This is a genomic window from Elusimicrobia bacterium HGW-Elusimicrobia-1 (assembly GCA_002841695.1).
GTDB lineage: Bacteria > Elusimicrobiota > Endomicrobiia > PHAN01 > PHAN01 > PHAN01.
Window position 1 is genome coordinate 147,341 of the sequence record PHAN01000003.1, and the last position, 23,338, is coordinate 170,678.

The 23,338-nt window shown below is 49.3% G+C and carries 18 protein-coding genes and 1 pseudogene; 18 read left to right on the forward strand and 1 reads right to left on the reverse strand.

Going from position 1 to position 23,338, the window contains the following annotated elements:
- The first annotated feature begins 540 nt into the window (after nucleotides 1-540).
- The 5 genes from CVU77_02735 (at nucleotide 541) to CVU77_02755 (ending at nucleotide 4,593) form a co-directional block, all read left to right on the forward strand.
- Nucleotides 541-822, forward strand: coding sequence for a hypothetical protein (locus CVU77_02735; protein PKN01869.1), 282 nt, complete (start codon nucleotides 541-543; stop codon nucleotides 820-822).
- A 533-nt stretch (nucleotides 823-1,355) separates the two neighbouring features.
- Nucleotides 1,356-2,102 (forward strand): hypothetical protein, encoded by a 747-nt coding sequence (locus tag CVU77_02740; GenBank protein PKN01870.1) that lies wholly within the window; start codon nucleotides 1,356-1,358, stop codon nucleotides 2,100-2,102.
- A gap of 158 nt (nucleotides 2,103-2,260) precedes the next feature.
- Nucleotides 2,261-2,641 carry a hypothetical protein gene (locus CVU77_02745; protein PKN01871.1) on the forward strand — a complete coding sequence of 127 codons (381 nt, stop codon included), beginning with the start codon at nucleotides 2,261-2,263 and terminating at the stop codon, nucleotides 2,639-2,641.
- Between the two features lie 60 nt (nucleotides 2,642-2,701).
- Nucleotides 2,702-3,070 carry a two-component system response regulator gene (locus tag CVU77_02750; GenBank protein PKN01872.1) on the forward strand — a complete coding sequence of 123 codons (369 nt, stop codon included), beginning with the start codon at nucleotides 2,702-2,704 and terminating at the stop codon, nucleotides 3,068-3,070.
- On the forward strand, nucleotides 3,067-4,593 hold the full coding sequence (locus tag CVU77_02755) for a hypothetical protein (GenBank protein ID PKN01873.1): 1,527 nt from the start codon (nucleotides 3,067-3,069) through the stop codon (nucleotides 4,591-4,593). The genes CVU77_02750 and CVU77_02755 overlap by 4 nt, the downstream gene beginning before the upstream one ends.
- A gap of 3,509 nt (nucleotides 4,594-8,102) precedes the next feature.
- Here CVU77_02755 and CVU77_02760 read toward each other — a convergent pair.
- Nucleotides 8,103-8,606 (reverse strand): annotated as a pseudogene (locus CVU77_02760) (hypothetical protein).
- A gap of 526 nt (nucleotides 8,607-9,132) precedes the next feature.
- Here CVU77_02760 and CVU77_02765 point away from each other — a divergent pair.
- From CVU77_02765 to CVU77_02825, 13 genes are all read left to right on the forward strand, one after another.
- Nucleotides 9,133-10,167 carry a hypothetical protein gene (locus CVU77_02765; GenBank protein PKN01874.1) on the forward strand — a complete coding sequence of 345 codons (1,035 nt, stop codon included), beginning with the start codon at nucleotides 9,133-9,135 and terminating at the stop codon, nucleotides 10,165-10,167.
- A 446-nt stretch (nucleotides 10,168-10,613) separates the two neighbouring features.
- Complete coding sequence (locus CVU77_02770; GenBank protein PKN01875.1) at nucleotides 10,614-12,179, forward strand: hypothetical protein; 1,566 nt, start codon at nucleotides 10,614-10,616, stop codon at nucleotides 12,177-12,179.
- 337 nt (nucleotides 12,180-12,516) lie between these two features.
- Nucleotides 12,517-12,699 (forward strand): hypothetical protein, encoded by a 183-nt coding sequence (locus CVU77_02775; GenBank protein ID PKN01876.1) that lies wholly within the window; start codon nucleotides 12,517-12,519, stop codon nucleotides 12,697-12,699.
- A gap of 512 nt (nucleotides 12,700-13,211) precedes the next feature.
- Complete coding sequence (locus CVU77_02780; protein ID PKN01877.1) at nucleotides 13,212-14,699, forward strand: hypothetical protein; 1,488 nt, start codon at nucleotides 13,212-13,214, stop codon at nucleotides 14,697-14,699.
- 744 nt (nucleotides 14,700-15,443) lie between these two features.
- On the forward strand, nucleotides 15,444-16,349 hold the full coding sequence (locus tag CVU77_02785; GenBank protein PKN01878.1) for a modification methylase: 906 nt from the start codon (nucleotides 15,444-15,446) through the stop codon (nucleotides 16,347-16,349).
- A 12-nt stretch (nucleotides 16,350-16,361) separates the two neighbouring features.
- Nucleotides 16,362-17,288 (forward strand): restriction endonuclease, encoded by a 927-nt coding sequence (locus CVU77_02790; GenBank protein PKN01879.1) that lies wholly within the window; start codon nucleotides 16,362-16,364, stop codon nucleotides 17,286-17,288.
- Nucleotides 17,289-17,307: 19 nt separating this feature from the next.
- Nucleotides 17,308-18,066 (forward strand): site-specific DNA-methyltransferase, encoded by a 759-nt coding sequence (locus tag CVU77_02795; GenBank protein PKN01880.1) that lies wholly within the window; start codon nucleotides 17,308-17,310, stop codon nucleotides 18,064-18,066.
- A 24-nt stretch (nucleotides 18,067-18,090) separates the two neighbouring features.
- Nucleotides 18,091-18,963 (forward strand): restriction endonuclease, encoded by an 873-nt coding sequence (locus CVU77_02800; protein ID PKN01881.1) that lies wholly within the window; start codon nucleotides 18,091-18,093, stop codon nucleotides 18,961-18,963.
- Nucleotides 18,964-19,036: 73 nt separating this feature from the next.
- Nucleotides 19,037-19,354: a cupin domain-containing protein gene (locus CVU77_02805; protein PKN02025.1), complete on the forward strand. Its 318-nt coding sequence runs from the start codon at nucleotides 19,037-19,039 to the stop codon at nucleotides 19,352-19,354.
- A gap of 47 nt (nucleotides 19,355-19,401) precedes the next feature.
- Nucleotides 19,402-20,943 (forward strand): hypothetical protein, encoded by a 1,542-nt coding sequence (locus tag CVU77_02810; protein ID PKN01882.1) that lies wholly within the window; start codon nucleotides 19,402-19,404, stop codon nucleotides 20,941-20,943.
- A gap of 153 nt (nucleotides 20,944-21,096) precedes the next feature.
- Nucleotides 21,097-21,426 carry an ArsR family transcriptional regulator gene (locus CVU77_02815; GenBank protein ID PKN01883.1) on the forward strand — a complete coding sequence of 110 codons (330 nt, stop codon included), beginning with the start codon at nucleotides 21,097-21,099 and terminating at the stop codon, nucleotides 21,424-21,426.
- Complete coding sequence (locus CVU77_02820; GenBank protein ID PKN01884.1) at nucleotides 21,423-21,974, forward strand: hypothetical protein; 552 nt, start codon at nucleotides 21,423-21,425, stop codon at nucleotides 21,972-21,974. The genes CVU77_02815 and CVU77_02820 overlap by 4 nt, the downstream gene beginning before the upstream one ends.
- Nucleotides 21,975-22,211: 237 nt before the next feature.
- Complete coding sequence (locus tag CVU77_02825; GenBank protein PKN01885.1) at nucleotides 22,212-23,285, forward strand: hypothetical protein; 1,074 nt, start codon at nucleotides 22,212-22,214, stop codon at nucleotides 23,283-23,285.
- Nucleotides 23,286-23,338 lie beyond the last annotated feature (53 nt).

Here is a 23,338-nt window from a genome sequence, read left to right on the forward strand (position 1 = left end):
TTTCAGTGCCACCGCCCCCAGCCCCTGTCATTGCGAGCCCCGCCGTCTTTTGGCGGGGCGAAGCAATCTCCCGAATAGGGAAATTGCCACCCAAGTTTTGCATTTGTCGCGATGCCAATAATGCTTTCGCCCGCCGCCTCGCCGCTGCTTTTGTTTTCACTATTCTCTATTCACTATTTACTATTCACTCTCTTTACGCCGCCCCCCTCGAACTCGATTATATGGAATACACAACCACCGCCGCCGCGCAGGCCGCCTACGTGAGCAATTCTTCTGTCACAGCGACGGGCGGAACGATAACAGAAGTCGGCGGTTACAGGATTCATACTTTCACGAGCAACGGAACTTTTACGATGAATGTCTCGACGAATGTCGAGGTGCTTGTTGTGGCCGGCGGTGGTGGCGGTGGAAAGGGGGGCGGTGGTGCAGGAGGTTTGATTTACAATTCTGTATTCTCGGTTACTGCACAAGGTTATTCCGTTACTATTGGTGCTGGTGGTTCCGCTGGTTCTGGTGGTACAGGTGGGTCTGCCGGAGGCAATGGAGGGAACTCAGTTTTTAGTTCTCTTACCGCAATTGGCGGTGGAGGCGGTGGTGCTCACGCCGTTGATAATGCAAGCACAGGTGGTTCGGGTGGTGGTGGTGGCTCCGACGGCAATACTTTTTCTCCTAAGAGTGGAACATCAGGTCAAGGTAATCAAGGCGGAATTGCTATTAGAGCAAGTTATGGCGGTTCTGGCGGCGGTGGTGGTTCTGGCGGTGCAGGGGAAAACGCTACTAACGAAGATAGCGTTCGTGGTCGTGGGGGAAATGGCGGGGTAGGATTGCAATGCAGCATTTCTGGATCAGCAGTTTACTATGCAGGTGGTGGTGGCGGTGGTGTTAATACAAATTCTACTCCTGTAACTGGAGGAGGAATTGGTGGTCTTGGTGGAGGAGGTAACGGTACTTGGAATGATATTGGTTACGGAAGTGCTGCAACCCCAAACACGGGTGGTGGTGGGGGAGGTGGCGATCCAGAAGGCGGGGGGAGCGCCGGCGGCTCCGGCATCGTCATAATAAGATACCCCTCGCCACTTCTGACTTACTCCGAACCCACCATAAAAACCCAAGGTTCCTACGCGATAAAGTCCTCCGCGCCCGTCACCACCTCCCTCAACAAAACCCTCACCAGAATAGTATCCCCGACGATAAACCTCTCCAACTACACACAAATCAAGTTTGACATCCGCTCCACAAGAACCGGAAGCAACATCAAAATAGGGATAAGAGATTCCGGCGGCACGACGACCTATATCACCCCTAACATAACCTCGGCAAATAATTATCAGACGATAGATTGGGATATATCCGCCGTGACCAACGCAAACAAAGATGTCATAGATAGAATAATAATAGAAATCGTCAATGCCGATGCCTCAAATACTTTTTATATCGATAATCTTTTCGCTCCCACAATACCGCCAAATGCACCGACGCCCAATCGCGCATTCTCCCCGTCTCCCGCCTCGATAGAATGGTGGTGGCAGGACAACTCATCAGGTGCATCACAGGAAGACGAGTTCAGGGTTTATTCTTCGACGGGAGGTTTGCTTTCTACGCGTACCGCCGACACGACTTTCTGGATAGAAACCGGACTTAAGCGCAACAAGGAATACGCTCGTTACATTCAAGCGTATAACACCGCCGGCTCATCCAACTCCGCGACGATAATCTGGCGCACAAAGCCCGGCGCGTTCCAGGCGAAGTCGGCGCAAAGCGAGCCGACGAGAACCGGCGCAAACGCATTCGGTTTCGTCGGAGACGCCGTCTGGGATTGGAACGTTCCCGTAAAATCCGGCTCGGCTCTTACGATAACCGCATACATCCGTTACAATTCAGAATACGGCGGCTCGGCGACAAAACCGAAACTCACGCTTTCGGGCGGGGGCATTTCTCCGACGAGCGCATCGGCGACATCATCCGCCGAGAATGCCTGGGAACTCTTGACGATAAACCCCGGAACGCCGTCACAAAATGCCATACTCACACTTAAAGCGGAAGGTTTCTCGACGAATCCCGGGGCTAAGTTTTATATCGACGATATCTCGATAAGCCAATAGCCCTCGACAAACTATCCAGTCGTTACTTTTTTTACCGAGCCATTCACGACTCACATTTTTTCACCCCGAATGAAAGCCATTATACCTATTGACCATAGGCAAAAACATACCCGTTCGGCCTATTGTCGTCCGGCATTCTCAAATCGTAGAATACCGTCGTGCAAAGAAGAATAACTCCCAGGGTCGCTCTGCTTGCTCCCGTGATTTTCAGGCCGCACAACTCCGGCGAATCATGGGGGCGTTTCCGCGACATTTCTGTGGCCGGAGCGAAACTCGTCACGAGATGTCCGTTGACGGCCGGCGAAACGATAATATTCGACGCGACGCTCTCCGGCGGCAACGTCATAACCTCGGTTCCCGCCGAAGTCGTATGGACCATGCGCGACGGCGTTTATGTCGTCTGCGGTCTTGCGATTTCCGACGAGGCGGCATCCGGCGTCATCTTCAAAAGTTTGAAAGCGATTCTGGCCGCGCAGAAAGAAGCGCACATCGTGAGAATAGAGAAACTCCGCGCCCAACCCGCATTTTCCATCGCGTAATTCATACCTCCCCGGCACTTCATCCGACGATAAAATTACGCTTCAAGACCGCAACCCGTTATGAAAAAAGTTCTTGTGATAGACGACACCGAAGAGACGCGCGAACTTCTGTATCTTGGCATAATACATATCGGCGCGCGGCCGCTTCTGGCCGCCGACGGCAGAGAAGGGCTGGAACTCGCGCAAAAGGAAAACCCCGACCTCGTCATAACGGACATGGTTATGCCCGTGCAGGACGGTTTTACGACGCTGACCCGTCTTAAAACGACGCCCGGACTTTCCGGCATACCGGTCATTGTGATAACGAGCAAAAGTATAATGGAAACTTTCATCGCGAAAAATCCGGCGATAAAAATCGAGGCGTTTTTTGAGAAACCTTTCGAGGTGTACGTGTTGATGGACAAAATCAGGGAGTTGCTGAAAATATGACGTTTCCGACGAAGTTTTTGTTTGTGATATTCGCGGCGGCCTGTTTTTTGGTTTGCGCCGCGCCCTCCGCCAAGGCGGAATCCGACGTGGCGACCGAGACGATGTTTCTAACCGGTGTCGGCAGGTTTTTGGAGGGGGACACTACTTCGGCGCTTTCTCTGCTTGAAATCGTGGTCGACAGAAATCCCGCCGACGCCGACAAGAAAAGTTTTTATGTCAAAGTCGCCCTTGAACGCGTGTCGTCTTTGGCCGCATCGGGCGACTATTCGGGGGCTCTTGCGGCCGCCGCCGATACGATGCGCCGCGCGCCCGACGACAAAAGGGTGTCCGAGATTCACGGACGACTCAAAAATATGGCCGCCGCGAGTGAAAAACTTGCCGTCCCGCGTGACGAAACAACTTCCAAGTCCGGAGGCGGGGCCACAGCCGCCAAGCCGTCGCCCGACGGAAAAACGCCGGGCGCGCGCGGCAAAACAATTTTACCGGCGACACGTCCGCCCGGGCGCGCGGCGGCTGCAGCTCTGCCCGCTGCCGTTACGAGCGTGCCGAAGATTCTCGCGCTTGCCGCCGAAGCCATGAAAAAAGGCGAGTTCGCGCGCGCGGAACATTTGGCCGAAGCCGCGCTGATTCAGAAACCCGGTGACAAGACCGCGACCGAAATCGCAAAAAAGGCCTCGACCGCCCTCGCCCGCGCGCGGGAGGAATTCCAAATCGAACGCGAACGGCTTATAACGTCGCTGATGTCGGTTATAGCAGACCTCAACAAAGAAAACGCCGCGCTTCTGCGCGACTATATGAAGATGAGCGCCGAATCCGCCGTATCGTCCGCCGCGGCGGCTGCCGCGCAAACGAGTCGCCAAGAAAATAAAACGGCGGGTCGGGGCGATTTTTACGTCGGAGCGGCGGCGGCATCCGCGATAGCGTTGCTTTTTGCCGTATTTGCCGTCGGCAGATTCCGTAGCGGCGGTTCGGATGCGCGTCGAGAGGCCGATACTTCGCGCCGGCAAGAACCCCGCGGCGCGATGGCGGCAATAAATCCCGACGCTCTTGAGTTTCTTTCCGAAGACGACGAAGCCGCGCGCGCTTTTGCCGTCGCGCAGAAAGACATCGCCGCAGGCGGGCCGTCGGCCGATCCGGAGACCTTCGAAAAACTATCGGGCTTTCTTGCCTCGACGAACAGGGCTGTCAGGCTGAAGGCCTTCCGGCTTATGCTCTCGATTTTTCCGGCGCTACGCGCGTTCAGGGCGCTTCCGTCCGCGATGAGTCGCGACGCCGTCGAAATGGCTTCGGTTCTAAGAATGATGTCGGAGGTCAATCTTTCGGCTATCGGCTCCGGCGAAACCGACGCTCTTTCGACGGCGTTATTCAATTATCTCGACCACAAAGACGTCGCCGTGAGGATCCCGACGATGAAGATTCTAAGAACCATCACCGAGACGTCGCCCGCCTCGCAGTTGCTTAAAAACGTCATAAGCGCCCGCCTTAAAGTCGCCGCGTTCGCCACAGAAACCATAATCCGATGACGAAAGAAGCGGCGCGCGCACTGCCAGAGCATCCAGCCGGTTGCACCGGTGACGGCATCTTCCCATCGTAACAACTTCGTAACAATTATTTTGTATAAATATACTCGGATGTCATTGCGAGCCCCCGATTTATCGGGGGCGTGGCAATCTCGTTTTTTGGTTTGTCATTCCCGAATGTTGTTATCGGGAATCCATGCTTTTCAATATGTTGTAAAAATTTCTGGATTCCCGTTTACACGGGAATGACGACTTCTCTAAGATCCTCGCAATGACAATAAGCGGGTGTTTTGCGCCAAAACGCGAGCCAATCCGCCCCCCGAAGAGGTCCTAAAATGAAACACGCTCCTTATCTATCTATCTATCTATCTATCTATCTATCTGCTGTCTTTATGAGATAGTCCGTAGCCGAACCTGAACACCCGAGGAAATCCAAAACTTCGGGGTTTTTATTTTCAAAGAGATTATCAATCAGCCGTGCCGCCTCTGCCCTTGTCTTTTTCTTTTTACTTTTCATCCTTCCCGCTTCCAGACTTTCCGCCGCGCCTCTTGAAATCGACTACATGGAATACAACACGGATGCAAATGCTCAAAGCGCCTATGTGAGCAATTCTTCCGTTACAGCAACGGGCGGAACGATAACCGAGGTCGGCGGTTACAGGATTCATACTTTTACCGCTTCGGGAACTTTTACGATGAATGTCTCCACGAATGTTGAGGTTCTTGTTGTTGCTGGCGGTGGTGGTGCCGGCGCTATGTATCAGGGAAGTGGTGGAGGTGCTGGAGGTTTGATTTACAATTCTGCTTATTCCGCATCAGGAAATATTACTGTAACTGTTGGTGGTGGAGGCGCTGGTTCAACAGCACAAACTGAAAATCAAACTAACGGAAATAATTCAGTATTTGGAACCTTGACTGCCATAGGTGGTGGTAGAGGTAGTTCAGAAAACACAGCTCCCTATGTTGGTGGTAGCGGAGGAGGAGGTTCACACTACTACAACTATACTGGAGCAGCAGGAACTGCTGGTCAAGGAAACGCCGGTGGTACTGTTACAGGTTATAATCTAAATCCGTTTAGTTCCGCTGGCGGAGGTGGCGCAGGCGGGGTTGGGTCAAATGTTGCGGTAGATGCAGCAACACCAGGGGCTGGTGGTACTGGGGCTCTGTATTCAATTTCAGGTTCTCCTATAACTTACGCTGGAGGTGGAGCTGGTTCCAATAGAAATAGTGTTGTGGCTTCTGGTGGCAGTGGTGGCGGGGGCAATTCGCATCAAAACGGCAGTCCAAATACCGGTGGCGGTGGTGGTGGCGGGAATGGCACTAATAGCGGTGGAAATGGCGGCTCCGGCATCGTCATAATAAGATATTCTTCTGCAACCGTCCTACAATCATACTCCGAATCCACCCTCAAAACCCAGGGATCATATTCGCTAAAAGGCAGCGCGGGAATCACTACATCACTAAATAAAACCCTCACCAGAACAGTTTCTCCGACGATAAACCTCTCCGATTACACACAAATCAAATTCGACATCCGTTCGACAAGAACCGGAAGCAACATCAAAATCGGCATCAGAGATTCCGGCGGTACGACGACTTACATCACACCAAACATAACTTCGGCTAACGTGTATCAGACGGTGGATTGGGACATCTCAGCCGTGAGCAACGCGAACAAAGACGCGATAGTATATTGACAATCTTTTCGCGCCCAACATCGCGCCGCTCGCACCGACAATAAACCGCGTCGCCGCACTTTCCAACACCTCAATAGAATGGGGTTGGACGGACAACTCATCCGGCGCATCACAGGAAGACGAGTTCAGGGTTTACACGTCGACGGGCGGCCTGCTTTCTACGCGCACCGCCGACACGACTTTCTGGATAGAAACGGGTCTGAAGCGCAACAAAGAATACTCCCGATACGTTCAAGCGTATAACACCGCCGGCTCATCCAACTCCGCAACAATATCCTGGCGCACGAAGCCCGGCGCGTTTCAATCGAAATCCGCTCAAGGCCAACCCACGAGAACCGGCGCCAACGCCTTCGGGTTCGTCGGAGATGCTGTTTGGGATTGGGATGTCCCCGTAAAATCAGGTTCTGCTCTAATCATCACCGCATACCTCCGTTACAATTCAGAATACGGCGGCTCGACCACAAAACCGAAGCTCACCTTATCAGGAAAAGGCATTTCACCGACGAGCATATCGGCGACATCATCCGCCGAGAACGTCTGGGAACTTTTGACGCTCAACCCCGGCACGCCGTCGCAAAACGCCACACTCACACTTCGCGCCGAAGGATTCTCGACGAATCCGGGGGCCAGATTTTATATCGACGATATAAATATCAGCCAGTAGATTTTTCGCCGTAACAACTTCGTAACAATTATTTTGTATAAATGACATAAGAAATTAGTATCATTGTCATGCTGAGTGAAACGAAGCATCTCGTTTTTCAAGCGCGGACAAATGAGACCCTTCGCTTCGCTCAGGGTGACAACGCCCCTGATTGTGTGCCCGTAATGACATACAAAGATGACCTAATATGAAAACGCTCCTTATCTATCTATCTATCTATCTATCTATCTATCTGCTGTCTATCTTTTACGCCGCCCCCGCTTCAAATCTCTAAAACCCCGCTGCCCCTCTCGTAAAACCCTTAATCAGCTGCTCCCAAATCGCTATAGTTTCAATTGTAACGACCTTTCCCGCCTCTTTGGGCGGGTTTTCGGACGATTCTATACATCCGCCTATCCCCGCCTCGCCGCCATCGTATTTTTCTCTTTATTCGCTACGCTCGTTCCATCCCGTCTTGCCGCTCTTCCTCCCGCTTGGCCCGCCGGTTCTTATGGTGTCTGTGACGGCACGGGAACCGCCGGTGTGGATTTACTGTATCAATACGCATCCACAAACACAGGCGCGGGATTTATTAAGTCAAACTGGGTTACCGTGGAGGGCGCGACTTCATACAAAATAAAAATAACATCCGGCCCGACGATAACACTTGTTGACTGGACGAACATCGGAAACGTCACAAGCACTTCTACGGCCATCTCCGGACACGCCCTTGCGGGCGCGTGGCTGACGCCTGCCGTGACTTACTATGTCCACATAACGCCTGTCAACGCCGATGGCGACGGCCCCGTCGGAACATCGAACGGCGTTCAGATTGCGGAAAAAGAAATATGGGACGGTGTGTCAGTCAGCGGCATAAGAAACGAAACATCGGGCGGTTACTACACCGCGATGTGGTCGGGCGGCCCGGCGCTGAACACGTTTTACGGAAACCACTTTTTTGAAACGATAAATATACTTGCTAACACCACCTGCTACGTGCAGGGATTCGGGCGAGTTGAAAGCGTTCCTGCCGGAATTTCCTCGGCGGATTCAAAAGTGACAAATCCCAAGGACGGCTGGCTGGGTATTCACGCGAACAACATTACAGTAAGCGGTTACATCACCGCGAGCGGTCGGGGGTATGGTGGCGGGGGTGGAGGCGGACAGGCATATCAATCAGGTACAGGGTACGGTGGCGTGGGCGGTAGCAATGGTTTAGGCGGGGCTGGGGGAGATGGTGCCTCAACTGGCGGTGGCGGTGGTTCACCTGGAGGTAGCGGCGGAACTGGAGCAGGCGTTGCAGGTAATGGTTTTGGCGGCGGCGCGGGTAATATTTTCGGTGGAGGTGGCGGAGGCGCAAGGCAGGGCAGTGGTGGTGCGGGCGGCGCGGCGGGTTCCGGCACAGGAACATATTTTGGTAACGGTGCGGCGGGTAGTGTTAGTAATTTCAGCGGCGTTGGAAATAATTATCGTCGTATCGGAAATGCCAATGGTGGTGCCGGAGAATTGATGATAGGCGGTGGTGGCGGTGGTGCAGGTGATACTACTGCCACTGCTTATCCAGGTGGAGGCGGCGGTGGGGGCTATGGCGCTGGCGGTGGTGGAGCGGCATATGGTACCAGCGGAGGAACTGGCGGAGGTGGAGGCGGTGGCTCTGGTGGTTCAACTGGTAGCAATGGAACTCCAACATCCGCAGGTGCTGGTGCCACCGGTTGCGGAGCATACGCCGGTGGTGGTGGTGCGGCGAATAATACGCCTCCCGGGAATGGTGGGGATGCTATCGTCGGAGGTTACAGGAGTGCTGCTGGAAACGGCGACTCAACAACTGGAAAAGAATTATATTTAGGTTCAGGCGGGGGCGGGGGTGGAGGGGCAGGAAAATCTTCCGATGGTCTTGGTGCTGCCGGTGCTGGTGCTGGTGGAGCATCGGGGAGTGGTTTTATAAGGTTGGTTGCGTATTCAACTATTACGGTAAATTCATCGGCATGGCTTTTGGCAAATGGTATGGCGGGCGGTGGCGGGGGAGATCCCCACGAACCAACCAGCACTTATGGGGGATATGGTGGTCGAGGTGGTACTGGCGCCGGCGGAGCAGTCCTTCTCGACGGAAAATGGATAACAAACAACGCCACCGGCGTAAACTTTTCTGCCCGAGGCGGAAACAACCAGACCTCAAACGGCGGAACTATTAAAGTTTTTGCAGTGAATACTTTTGCCGGTTCAGACCCGACAGCCGGCAACTATGGCCGACTCTACAAAAACGTTTTACCCTCAACATCAACTGTCCGCGACGGCGCGGGCGCAGACATCAATTTCTCGACGATAACAAGCTGCCTCCAAGCCAACTGGGATGCCGCCGCAATCAGAACCGCAGGCCGCACACTCAACCGCTACGAATTCAAAATCGGCCATACGCCTTTTGGAAACGAAGTCCTCGGATGGACAAGCGCGGGAACCGCGACCTCGACGACATCATATAGAACGCTCAATTATGGCCGAAGATATTTTGTTTCCGTCAGGGCTTTTGATGACACGGGATTTGCCGGAGAAGAAGCGACATCAAACGGCGTACTTATTGTGGATACATCATCTCCGACAGTAACCATATCGTCTTTTTCAGCATTATCCCAAACACAAATAAAAATATATTTCACCGCCACCGACGAAGGAAGCGGCCTTGCGGACACGAACCCGTATTTTGTGGAAATATCACCCAACGCCGATATGGGCGGCGCGAACAACTCCGGCTGGATTTCCCAAACTGACCATACTTTCTCGTCGCTGAAAAGAAACGGACGCTATTATTTTCGCGTAAAAGCCAAAGACAAAGCGGATAATATCGGCACATCGACAATAACCGATTGGCGCGCAAAACCGGGCACACATCAAGAGAATATGACGGTAAGAACCGGCGCCAATGCTTTCGGCTTTGTCGGAGACGCATTATGGGACTGGGATGTTCCCGTCAAAAGTGGCTCCGCGCTTATTATCACCGCGTACATCCGCTACAATACCGAATATGGAGGTTCTGCGACAAAACCGAAACTCACGCTTTCAGGTGTCGGCATTTCGCCGACGAGTATCTCCGCCACCGGCACCGCCGAAAACGCTTGGGAACTTTTAACGATAAACGCCGGCACACCGTCGCAAAACGCTACGCTAACTCTCCGTGCCGAGGGATTTTCTACCAGCCCCGGGGCTAAATTTTATATTGACGACATAAACGTATCGCAGTAGGGACAGGTCGCGACCTGTCCCTACGAAAATCCGCCGTAACAACTTCGTAACAATTATTTTGTATAAATATGTTCTGGTGTCATTGCGAGGAGTCAAGGGCTTGCCCTTGATGACGAAGCAATCTCGCTGTTGTAAGATTGCTTCCTCGCTGCGCTCCTCGCAATGACAATAAGCGGATATTACGCGCTAAAAAGCGAGTCAAACCGCCCCCAAAAGAGGCCCAAAATGAAACACGCTCCTTATCTATCTATCTATCTATCTATCTATCTATCTGCTGTCTATTATTAAACCCCTCCGAAGCTTTTAGCGCAACCCAAATAACCCACACATCCAAAACCGACTGGCAAAACGGCGTCTTAGTAAACGCCACCTGGTATCCTGAAACCCAATTACAACTTGACTGGCAGGGTTCGACATTTACCACCCCCGGTCATTCGCCATCTGAGTTGTGGCTTGCCGGCTGGAAATACCGAAGAAAAATTACGATAAACAATTCTCTTGCTTACGGGCTTTCGGATTATCAAGTTTGGATTCCAACGAGCGCGTTTGGCGCAAACTGGACTGCGATTCGCTCGTCCGCCCAACCCACAATGGCCGATTTCAGGTTTACACCGTCGACGGCGACAACAACGATTCCGTACTGGATAGACCCCGACACCACCACCGCCAACTGCAGAGGTTTTTGGGTGAAAATCTCCACGCTACCCGCCACTTCAGGAACTACGGTTTATATGTATTATGGCAATCCCAGTGCCGCTACAGGGAGTAATATGTTAAACACAGGAATTTTCTTTGATGATTTTAGTCAATCAAGTATTGACGCAAATAAGTGGGCAAGAACTGATTCGGGCGGTTCATATGCCATAGAAAGCGGCAAGTTATCGCTTACCGATAGCAGTACTGCCGGCTCTACTGAAAAATGGTCAACGATTTTATCTTTTTCCGACCCGCTGATAATTGAATTGGATGCTTCCAGCGAGGAATCTCAGAGTGTGAACTATAGACAGAATATGATGGTTGAGTTTATTGGTGGTAAGGCACAACATATAAAACACCTCGCTGGCGGCACTCACGGTTGGAGTATAAATGGTAATAGTGCTAATGGAGACGCTATTGCTCAATCACAGTCATATCGTATGAAAATCATATATTCTGCCGGTACGTGTACTCTATATGTTGGTGGCACACAAAAATCCCAAAACACTTACACGAGCGGCTCATCCTCGGTTTCATTGTTTGCTGTTTTACCAGATGCGTCCGGTTGGGACATAAGTCATAATCATTATGATAATATCCTCATCCGCAGATACGCAGCAACGGAGCCAACGATAAGTTCGGTCAGCAGCGAAGAATGCCCATTTTTCTCGACGGGAACATATCGCTCGGCGGTAATAGACACCGCCTCAAAAGTCGTTGTATCAAGCGTCTCGTGGAACCCCGCCGCGCAACCCTCCGGCGCAAACCTTGCCGTGGGAGTGCGCGTATCGTCTTACCCGTTCTCGATAAACTCATCAACCCCGTCTTGGCTCACAGTATCAAACGGCCAAACACTCAACTGGCATGGCCGTTACATTCAATATCAAAGCACATTTACGACGACGAATTCGACGACGACCCCGCGCCTTGAAGACATAGGCATTACTTATCGCGTAAAACCCTGGCAGGAAAAATCGATAACACGAACTTCCCCCAATGCTTTTGGCTTCGGCGGGGGAGAAATCTGGGATTGGGACGTTCCGGTAAAATCAGGTTCTGCTCTGACGATTACCGCCTACATCCGCTACAACACCGAATACGGCGGCTCTGCCACAAAACCGAAACTCACACTATCAGGAAAAGGCATTTCCCCGACGAGTGTTTCTGCAACCGTCGCGGCGGAGAACGCTTGGGAATTCTTGACAATAAACGCCGGAACTCCCTCGCAAAACGCTACGCTCACCCTTCGTGCCGAAGGATTCTCGACGAATCCCGCCGCGAAGTTTTATGTTGATGATATTTCGGTGAGTCAGTAGTCGGCGGCAAAAGTCTTTTAAACTCTCCCGTTCGTTTAACAAAATCAAAATATCTCATCGCCGGGCATTTATTAAAAAGTCAACTCTCCCACGCTATTACAAACCATCCAAAAAAAATGTTATAATTACCGCAAGTCACGTTGTCTCGAAAAATGGTGCGCGGCATCTTCCGTCGCATAAGCTGTTGTTTCTCGTTCTTTGAAAATGTCGCGCAATGGACGCTACAGGGCTACGGTGTGATGGAAATTCCAGGGTTACGATTTAACCCCGTTAAAGCCGCGCGTTTGCGCGGGGATATTGTGTTGAAATCTCTTAATGATTCAGGCGGCATTATCCGATGAGAAAATGCCTCGCGTATCGCGATTTCGCGGCAAGAAGTAGCCACTTTTGGGTCACCACGAATTTTATGTCGTTTCGTCTCAAAAAAAATGACCAAAAGGAAACTCCCGGTCACTTTTTGGTCACTTTGGTATGTTCGGCGCCCCGCGAAGGGAAAAATGCGGCTCGGAAAAAGCACTGATTTTTTAAAGCGATTTGACATATCTGGAGAGGTCGCCTAGTGGTTTAGGGCGGCGGTTTGCTAAACAAGGCGAAGAAAAAAAACCTCCGACGGAAAATCCTCCCTCCGACGGAAAAACACCAACCGAGACTTAACCAATATTAACGTTTTTTACCTCTTTGTTGCGGCTACCCGACACCCTTTCGACACCCCTAAATTTATTTTTCGCGGTCATTTTCGGGGCGGCGATACACTTTTTTGCGGCGGCCGCCCGGCGCTGTGAAAATCCGCCGTGCGGTTTAAAATTTTGTCCTTAGCGTTCATTTCTAATCTTTCGAACAAGTCGCCATTCCTTTCCTAAGTCATACCGATATGTGTTTTTCATCTTGACCCAGTTGGAATAAAGTGAGATTTTGGTTATAATGCAATAATAAGGGGTAAGCGTCGAAAAAATAGAAGGGAGAAGATGTGTCGTCGGAACATATAATAATGAAATTATAGTAAAACGCATTGTTGGTATGCGGAGGGATGATATGGCAATTTTGGAAGTTTTGCGGTCAACAAATTTTGGTCAGCGTGTGGCAGAGGAAGAAGTCGACAGCCTTGCCCAATATTTCGTTGAAACAGACCACTGGCGACGACTCTTTTCCGACGAGGTTGATGTCATTTATGGACCGAAAGGAGCGGGAAAAAGCGCTCTTTATTCCTTGCTCGTAGGACGAAAAACTAATCTTTTTGACCGTAGGATTCTTATAACAGTAGCAGAAAATCCTCGTGGAGCCACGGCATTTCGAGCATTAGAGGCCGATCCTCCGGCATCGGAGCGTGAGTTTATTGCGTTATGGAAGCTCTATATGGCATGCCTTGTGTCTGTAACGCTCGACGACTATGGTTTCGCTGGTGACCAAGCCAAGGAACTGCGAGAGCATTTGCGGGCAAATGGTCTTTTGGCCACAAATAATCTGCAAAGGATTCTTATATCTGCCTTTGGTTACGTTAAAAGGTTGTTACGCCCAACAGCTGTGGAAAGCTCGCATTGCCTCGATACAGTTAGTCAGACGTCGACAATAACAACTAAGATCATTTTTGGTGAGCCATCTGCTGAACAATCTGCGAAGGGAATGGTCTCTCTTGATCATTTACTTACGTTGGGCGATAAAGCGCTCGCTGATGCCGGATATAAACTATGGGTATTACTTGATAGGTTAGATGTTGCATTCGCAGACTCGCCCGATCTCGAACAGAATGCGTTGCGAGCACTCTTTCATGTCTATCTTGATCTTCAGGTGCTACGTAATTTGCGGATAAAAATCTTCCTTCGAACAGATATTTGGCGACATATAACCACCACAGGATTTAGGGAGGCTAGCCATATTACACGTCACCTGACCATAGAATGGAACAGGGCATCAATGCTAAATCTAATTATTAGACGAGCAACACAAAACACTACAATTTTAGGACACTACCGCGAAAATAAAGATGATGTGCTTAGTTCAACCAGTAAACAAGAGGAATTTTTCTATCGCTTATTTCCACTCCAAGTAGAAGCTGGTTCGAGAAAATCTAATACCCTTGACTGGATACTCGGACGAACTTGTGATGCTTCAAAACAGACGGCTCCGAGAGAAGTTATTCATCTGTTGAATGCGCTCCGCGATGCCCAGGTGCGTAAAATGGAAATTGGAGAATCTGAACCAGAAGAAGGGCATCTATTTTCACGTGCAATTTTTAAGGGTGCACTATCAGAAGTTTCTAAGACGCGACTAGAACAAACTCTTTATGCGGAATATCCGGCAATGCGAGTATATATAGAAAAATTACGCAATGAAAACACACAATACTCGGTTGTTTCGCTCGCACGGATTTGGAATGCTTCGCATGACGCGGCGATGGAAATCGCACGTGAACTATGCACCATTGGTTTCTTTGAAGAGCGATATGATAAGAATGGGGCAATATTTTGGGTTCCGATGCTTTACCGTGCCGCACTCGATCTTGTGCAAGGAGCATCAGAATAATAAAGTTAGTTCGTTAACATTTACACATAGCAGAATGTTCCGATAGTTTTGATCCTGCTGTTGGGTGGTGGAGCAAATCCTACTTTGGAATAAAGCGTAATTAAAGTGGGGGAGGATATATGCCTCAAAAAAGAGGGTCTGTTGGTGCCAAATTTAGATTTCAGGTGGCCAGTGCTTACGAACGTGCCAAGAAAAGTTCGGACGGCGAATGGTATTGCACTAAATGTAATATACCCGCCTCGACGGAACATAATAATAAAGAGTGCCATCGCTGTAGCGATTGGGGCAGTTGTGAGCGTGACTGTACTTTAAGTAAGGTTTATTGTGAAAAATGTAAAACAGAGAAAATAATTTGATAATACTAGTTCTCCCCCCGAGATGAATACTTTTGTGGGGCGCAGTATATATAACTTTTAAGGAGGAAATTATATGGCAAAAATCTCAAGGGAACCGGCTCCGGGAGTTAGTGAACAAGAAAGAAAAGAAAGGTTAGAAAGCACGCGTTATTATACTAGAGATAATAAATCTGCCAAAATGTTGACTCTTGTGCATAAGCGTAGGAAAAAGAAAAAATAATTTCTTGAAATTAGCTTACATCTTTAATTTAGATTTAATTCGAGTAGGCCTATAGTCCATTCGCGTCGGTCATATAGGTTATATAAACAATTCATTTTTCTAACCGACCAGCTTTGATTGCCCCGCCCCGAAAATGTATACTCTATCCGTCAATAAACCAAGCACAATATGACCAAAGTAAAACCTTTCGTTAAATGGGCCGGAGGAAAGACGCAACTGCTGGACGAGCTTGCGGATCGGCTGCCTTCCTCGGTAAAAGAATCCGGCGTTATAGACAATTATATAGAACCCTTCGTCGGCGGCGGGGCGTTTTTCTTCTATTTGAAGGCGCGCTATGATATAAAAAACGCGGTACTTATTGACAACAATACCGACCTGATAAATGCCTACAAAATAGTAAAAAACAATTCCCGCGAACTCATTAAGCGGCTTGCCACGCTTCAAAAATCATATCTCAAAAAAACGTCGGCAGAAAGGGAACGGTTTTTCTACAAGATGCGCGATGAATATAACCGCGCCCGTGGAAAACGTGTGTCTTCCGTCTCCGATCGAGTAAACCGTGCCGCGCTGTTGATTGCCCTCAATAAAACTTGTTTCAACGGATTATATCGTCAGAACAGCAAAGGTAAGTTTAATGTCCCTCATGGCAGATATAAAAATCCCAGAATCCTCGACGAAGAAAACTTGCTCGCCGTTTCCCGCGCATTAAAAGGCGTTAAACTTATCCGTGGTGATTTTGAGCGCGCCCGCGGTTATGCCCGCCGCGACACGCTGATATACTTCGACCCGCCGTACAGACCGCTGAACGCCACTTCCAGCTTTACCGCCTATACCAAAGATGGTTTTTCCGACGATGACCAACGCCGCCTCGCCAAGCTCTGCCGCGACTTGTCGGATCTCGACGCGTCCCTGATACTCAGCAACTCCGACCCGGGCAACGAAAACGCCCGCGACCGCTTCTTCCACAAAATATATGACGGTTTTAATATCTCCCGCGTCGAGGCGAGTCGTATGCTCAACTGTGACGGCGCCAGACGGGGCCACATAAGCGAACTTCTAATCAGCAATTTCTGAGTTTGCCCGACGATGAAATATCACCCGATATACCAAGAGCGCCTCTCCTGCAAAGACCCTTCCGAAGTTTTCGATTACATTATACGCACATTGAAAGAATCCATCACCCGATGGGACTACTTCGTTAACTGGGCCAAAGTTTTCAAGAATATCAAAGACATCGAAATAGATTTGAATATTCTCAATTATCTCGTCGGAAAAGAGAATATAAAAGCCGAACTCGCCGTGCTGCTTAAAAAACATCCTTCACTCGTAAAATTGATACCGATACTGGTTGCTTCGCGCGAAAACGATTTCAAGATTTTGAACAAATACGGCTACGGAAAGTTTGAGTATGCGGATTTTTCTTTTTCGTCGGGCGCTACCATAAGTCAGCAAGACATTGATAAGGCCGTCGAGTTCGCTGATAAAACCGGATTTCTTGAGCTTTTATCGTCGAAACGGCTGAAAAATATCGTGGATTATGTTATCGGTGTCGAGGTCGGGCTGGATTCTAACGGAAGAAAGAACCGCACCGGCACCATGATGGAGAGCATCGTCGAGTTTTTTGTCGCGGATATTTGTAAACGCAATGGATTCGACTATCTCAAACAGGCCGATGCCGCAAGTGTCAAGAAAAAGTGGGGGTTGCATCTTACCGTCGATAAATCCTCACGAAAAATTGATTTTGCCGCGCGCGCCGGAAAGAAGTTGTATCTTATCGAGACGAATTTTTACGGGGGTGGCGGTTCAAAACTCAAATCCACGGCAGGTGAATACAAAACCATGTTCGAGCATTGGAAGAATGACGGCCACGGCTTTGTCTGGATTACCGACGGTATTGGCTGGTCGTCCACGGCGCGGCCTTTGCGCGAAACTTTTGACAAAATAGACCATCTGCTCAATCTTGAGATGGTCTCCAAAGGCGTATTGGAAGATATTCTTGCAAAAAAAATCTAAAAAGCGATTGGGGGGCAAGATGAATGATGTGGGGGGTGTTGGCACTCTCGAAAACTTCGAGTTGGAAACGACTACGGTCTGGTCTTTCCCGAAGCGTGGTGCGTGGGCCACGCACGGCAAAAACGCCGCTTTCCGGGGTAATTGGGCGCCTCAGGTGGTGCGCAATTTGATAGTGCGCTACACCAAGCCCGGCGATTTGGTTTTGGATCAGATGTGTGGCAGCGGCACGACGCTGATAGAGTGCAAACTTTTGGGTCGCCGCGCAATCGGTATTGACATAAATCCCAAAATGGTGCGGCTTGCGAGGGAAAATCTTGACTTCAAAAGCTCCGCTCGACAGGCGCCGGTATCGGTCAGATTAGGCGATGCGCGCCATTTGAGCGGAATCCCCGACGGTAGCATTGATTTTATAGCCACCCATCCGCCGTACGTAGACATTATCAAATATAGTGACGGGAAAATAAAATCCGACCTCTCTAATATTCACAAACTTAAAGATTTTTGTGACGAGATAAAGAAAGTTGCCGACGAGTGCCGTCGCGTGCTCAAACCGGGCAAGCGTTGCGCCATTCTTGTAGGCGATACGAGAAGGCATGGCTATTATCAACCGCTCGCTTTCGGCGTGATGAAAGCGTTTCTCGACTCAGGATTCAAACTCAAGGAAGACATAATCAAACGCCAATGGAACTGCAAGGCCACGCCTCTTTGGGCAACTTTGTCGAAAAAATATAATTTCCATTTGATTATGCACGAGCATTTGTTTGTGTTTGATAAATAATTCCTAAATTTTACGGGAGAACATATGGCCATAAAAAAACTGGTTGCTGGTTTACCTACATTTGACGGATTAATGCGTCCGGTAGTTAAAGCTCTTATTTCTTTAGGTGGTTCAGGTACCATTGAGGAGATTGATGGAAAGGTTGCCGAACTTGAAAAGATAGATGAAGAGATATTGAAGGTACCTCACACTAAAGATGGTGCGACGACTGAAGTTGAATATAGGTTAGCTTGGGCAAGAACATATCTAAAAAAATGTGGCATACTTAATAATTCCGAACGTGGAGTGTGGGCGCTTGCGAGACCTGATATAGATCCGGAAAGTATTAAACCTAACGAAATAGTTAGAATATGCAGAGAGAATTATTTAAAAAAGGTCAGTGAAATAAAGGGTAAAGAAAGTTCTGATGTGGATGTTGTCTCAGAAGATGAATCGCAAAAATGGAAGCAAGAGCTCCTTGATGTTTTGTTGGCAATTTCACCTGCATCATTTGAAAGATTGGCGCAAAGAATGCTTAGGGAAAGCGGGTTCATTCAAGTGGAAGTTACAGGTCGTACCGGTGACGGTGGTATAGATGGCAAGGGAATAATTCGTATAAGCGGACTATTGAGTTTCCATGTTATATTTCAATGTAAGCGTTACAAGGGGGTTGTCAGCCCGAGCCAAATAAGGGATTTCCGAGGGGCTATGACGGGGCGGGCGGATAAAGGGTTATTTATTACAACAGGTTCATTTACACGTGAAGCTATCAAAGAGGCGACCCGTGATGGCGCGCCGCCGATCGATTTGATTGATGGTGAAAAACTTTGCGACAAGCTGAGGGAACTAAAATTAGGCATTAACACAAAACTTATGGAAGAGGTTATTATTAACGGGGAATGGTTTAAAAGTTTGTAGGTGATCTCACGCGGTTTGCCACACCCGAAATATTGCTACGTTTCATAAGATGTTTATCAAAGGAGTCCCCCAAATGACCACCCAACCCGTCGCGCCCCGTCTTGCCGACCTCGTAGAATATCAGTCAAACGCCGTCGTCAGTAAAACGTTAATCGAAAAGAAAACCGGCACGGTAACGCTTTTCGCCTTCGACAAAGGTCAGGGCTTGAGCGAACACACAGCGCCCTTCGATGCAATGGTCTGCGTGCTCGACGGAGCCGTCGAAATAACCATCTCCGGCAAACCCATCACCGTCAAGCAGGGCGAAATGATAATCATGCCCGCCAACGAATCGCACGCGCTAAAAGGCGTCGAACGATTTAAGATGATGTTGACGATGATAAGGTCGTAAAAATGTATACTGCTGGAGTATCGCTGATACCATAAAAGAGGGACAGCATGAGAGCGTTAAAGCTTTCAACGATAAACAGCTGTAAGCCCGGGCAATTGCGTTGCCGCGGGCTTTTTTATTTTGCGTCCGCGGCGTTTTTATCATCGATAATGATTTTGTTTTTCTCCGATATACTTCTTGCAAAAACCTTCATCAGGGAACACTATTACCGCGCCGGGAAAAACGACACCGAAATCACTTCCCGGGCGATAGCGCTGCATCAGGTAAAGGCGCGGCTGCTCGAAGAAATCGGGACTTACATGGAAAGCACGTTTGAGAGCACGGAGCAGGAGGGCGGCGGTCTCGGCGGACAATTCACGAAATATCAGATAGTAAGCATCACAGCGGGAATCACGGAGACAAAGATACTGGAAGAGCGGTGGGACGGTAAAATATATTATATAAAGGCCGAGATAGACGTGGATATTGATGATACACGCCGTAAAATTCGGGAGATATCGCAGGATAGGGAACGGATGCGGGAAATAGAGGCGATAAACAGAAAAGCCGATGAGGCGCTAAGGCAGATAGAGATGCTGACAAAGTCAAAAAAAAGCATTCCGATAGAATACACCGGCAGCCATATTATGAAAGTGGATGGCCGCAAAGTAGTTATCGGACTGGGCTTGCTCAACGGTGTCAGAAAAAGCCAACAATTCAAAATTATAAAATCCGACAGCAAGGTTAATCCGCGCACAGGTGTAATAGTACACAAAGAAACAGCCGTTATCGGGGCGCTTAAAGTTATAAATACCGACGAGTGGACTTCTGATTGCGTGGTGATTTCCGGCGCCGGACGTATAAAACCGGGTGATTTGATCAGTCCTCGCGCAGAAAAGGGTATTATGGAAATTGAGGGCGCGCTGTCCAGAGCCGAACCGCTGGACGAATTTAAATTCCGCTTCAACTGGAAGTTTCCGTATTTATTCAGGATGGATTTGGGTTATCTCAGGCCGTATTTTATGGAAAGTTTCGGCGAGGCAGCATATTTGAATTTTTCTTTTGACTGGCCATGGTTTGAAATCGGCCCCGGTTTTGCGGGATTCTTTCGGTACGGTGTTCCGCTTTTCGGCGGAGCGTCGATTGTTATGAGGGTGGGCCCGTATGAAGGCCCGATAAATATTATTTTGCGGCATAACGGTGGAAAATTTATAGGCGCCGATCCAAATCAAAGGATAAACGGATTGATAGAGACAAATTGGCGGATTTCCGGCCGTGTTTTGCTTTATGGCAGAATGCATCAATATAAAGGGTCGTGGCAGGCCGGTGAATTTTATCACGATGACAAAGGTTATCAATATAATACAAGAACTTACGGTGGGGCGGAAATAGGTTCGGGGGATTTAAGCTTTTTTGTCCAATATGGAGATGTTTTTGAGTATTGCGCGCTCGGAAAAGACCCCCGAGTTGAGCGGAGAGGAGAATACGGTGGCGCCGGAATCAAGTTGAATATGACTCCGTTGAGATACACTTTTTCCGCCGAGGGGATAAGGGCGCTGGGCGACGACAGAAGTTTGATTTTGCGTCTGGGCATAGGTTATGAGTTTTAGGCGCCGCCGGTCCGACGCTCATTCGGGTCATTGATATTGCGTCGGGCGATAGACTCGCCGGCGCTTAAGCGGGGATAATATTTCCCCCTTGACATTCACCATAAAATATGGTATATGTAACATAAATTATGGTGAATCGTCCGGAGGCGAAATATGCTTGAATCCATCCTCGGCAACAAGACGGTCGAAAAAATACTCCTTTATCTTGAGCGCTATGGGCAGGGTTATCCGCAAAGCATCGCGCAACTGTTCGGCGTCAGCTTAAACGGCATTCAACAGCAGTTAAAACGCCTGGAAAACGGCGGCGTCATTTCGAGTAATCGTTACGGGAAACTGCGTCTGTACACATTTAATCCACGGTACTACTTTTTGCCGGAGTTGCGCGCTATACTCAAAAAAGCCCTCGATGCTTTGCCCGAAGCGGAGATAAAAAAATACTACATGCTTCGCACCCGCCCGCGCAGGAGCGGTAAACCTTTGTGAAAAAATCCATCGGGAAAGAAAACATCAAAGAACTCGCCGCACATGTATGCGGGGGGTTGAATAAAGAAGGAATCGACGCCGTTCTCGTCGGCGGCGCGTGTGTGTCGATTTATACGCAAAACGAGTATGAATCGTCCGATCTGGATTTTGTCGCCGAAGCCGAGTTGAAGAAAATGGACGCGGCCCTTGCCGGCATGGGATTTTCAAGGCCAAAGGGGGAGAGGCATTACAAGCGTCCCGGCGGATATTACTTTATCGAGTTTGTCGCTGCGCCGGTGGCCGTTGGCCGTGAAATAGTCAAAAGTTTAAAAAAACTCAAGACGAGATTCGGCGTCATAAAAATGTTGTCTCCGACGGACAGCGTGAAAGACCGCCTCGCCGCGTTTTTTCATTGGAATGATCATCAATCACTCGAACAGGCGATTATGATAACCAAAAAGAACCGAGTCGACCTTAAAGAAATCGGCGCGTGGGCGAAAAGAGAAGGCAAAAGCGGCGAGCTTAAAATCTTTTTTGATAAGTCGAAACGAGCCAAGGCAAGGGCTTGACCGGACGACATATTAGAATCGGTGGATTTTTCGATAAACCGCAATCATTTCCCGGGTTTCAAGTGGTTTTCGTATGAATTTTGTATGGATTACTCGTGGTTTTCGTGTGGTCTTCGTGTGGTATTTTATAGTTGATTCCGGGCGGATTAAGCCGTGTTTAGCATTGATTTGAATCCACCCGTCCGAAAATGTATACTCTGAAAAGATGAAACAGAAACAGTAACACAGAGGGGTAAAATGAGAGCATCAAAGCTTTCAACGGCAAATAATCGGCAGCCCGGGCGTTTACTGCGCCGCGGGCTTTTTTATTTTGCGCCCGCGGCGTTTTTATCGTCGATGATGATTCTGTTTTTCTCCCAAGCGCTTCTTGCAAAAACATTTATAAGGGAACACTATTATCGCGCCGGCAAGCAGGATACCCAATTGACCGCCCGGGCAATTGCATTGCATCAGGTTAAGTCGCGTCTGATCGAGGAGGTCGGCACTTATATAGAAAGCGCATTTGAAAGCACGGAACGAGAAAGCAAAGCCGGGAGCGAACAATTCACGAAGCATCAGATAGTAAGCATAACCGCGGGAATCACGGAAACAAAGATACTGGAAGAGAAATGGGACGGTAAGACCTATTACATAAAAGCAGAAATTGAAGTCGACGTCGACGACACGAAGCGGCGGATAACGGAGATATCCGGCGACAGAAGCAAGATGAGAGAGATAGAAGAGATAAACCGAAAGGCCGACGATGCTTTGCGGGAAATAGAAGCGCTCAAAAAATCAAGCGGCTTACCGAAACGCGGCGGCGGTGCGTTTTATGTCGGATTGGATCTGCCCGGTACATTCAAGGAAAACTACAGTATCGGCACATACAGCGGTGAACGACCCGTCGATTCCGGAGCCGGGGTTGCAATCGGATGGGAATACGAGGGACGCGGCGTTCCCTTGGGACTTGGTTTCGGAGCTTTTTACCAGTTGCCGAGGACGCTGACTTTTAGCGGCTCGGCTACTATCGGTTTTTCGCCGCTATATCTCCTGGGGCATTATTATGTAAACGACTTCACTTATATCATAGGTCGATTGGGATACAGTATGTATTACAGTAAAAATTTCACCACATACGCGAGCTACGCGGGCGGGTTGTATTATGCCTTCGGGCTGGGAATAAAAACGCAGGGATTCACTCTTTCCGGGGTTTACAGCGTCAATAAAAGCGAGGGCTCGGGGTTTAGCGATGTGTGGCTTTTGCCCCGCGGACCCATTTCAGGGACATTAACATACTCTCAGATTTCCATTCTCTTTAAATTATATATCTGAAATCAACACACCCCGACGGAAACGACCCGCGTTATTGCCGCACGACACTTGTT

Excerpts from the sequence above, each read along its gene's own strand:
- CVU77_02775 (PKN01876.1), top strand. The coding sequence starts at position 12,517 with ATGAGAAAATGCCTCGCGTATCGCGATTTCGCGGCAAGAAGTAGCCAC.
- CVU77_02805 (PKN02025.1), top strand. The coding sequence starts at position 19,037 with ATGACCACCCAACCCGTCGCGCCCCGTCTTGCCGACCTCGTAGAATAT.
- CVU77_02825 (PKN01885.1), top strand. The coding sequence starts at position 22,212 with ATGAGAGCATCAAAGCTTTCAACGGCAAATAATCGGCAGCCCGGGCGT.
- CVU77_02750 (PKN01872.1), top strand. The coding sequence starts at position 2,702 with ATGAAAAAAGTTCTTGTGATAGACGACACCGAAGAGACGCGCGAACTT.
- CVU77_02780 (PKN01877.1), top strand. The coding sequence starts at position 13,212 with ATGGCAATTTTGGAAGTTTTGCGGTCAACAAATTTTGGTCAGCGTGTG.
- CVU77_02735 (PKN01869.1), top strand. The coding sequence starts at position 541 with ATGGAGGGAACTCAGTTTTTAGTTCTCTTACCGCAATTGGCGGTGGAG.
- CVU77_02815 (PKN01883.1), top strand. The coding sequence starts at position 21,097 with ATGCTTGAATCCATCCTCGGCAACAAGACGGTCGAAAAAATACTCCTT.
- CVU77_02800 (PKN01881.1), top strand. The coding sequence starts at position 18,091 with ATGGCCATAAAAAAACTGGTTGCTGGTTTACCTACATTTGACGGATTA.
- CVU77_02795 (PKN01880.1), top strand. The coding sequence starts at position 17,308 with ATGAATGATGTGGGGGGTGTTGGCACTCTCGAAAACTTCGAGTTGGAA.
- CVU77_02790 (PKN01879.1), top strand. The coding sequence starts at position 16,362 with ATGAAATATCACCCGATATACCAAGAGCGCCTCTCCTGCAAAGACCCT.
- CVU77_02785 (PKN01878.1), top strand. The coding sequence starts at position 15,444 with ATGACCAAAGTAAAACCTTTCGTTAAATGGGCCGGAGGAAAGACGCAA.
- CVU77_02755 (PKN01873.1), top strand. The coding sequence starts at position 3,067 with ATGACGTTTCCGACGAAGTTTTTGTTTGTGATATTCGCGGCGGCCTGT.
- CVU77_02810 (PKN01882.1), top strand. The coding sequence starts at position 19,402 with ATGAGAGCGTTAAAGCTTTCAACGATAAACAGCTGTAAGCCCGGGCAA.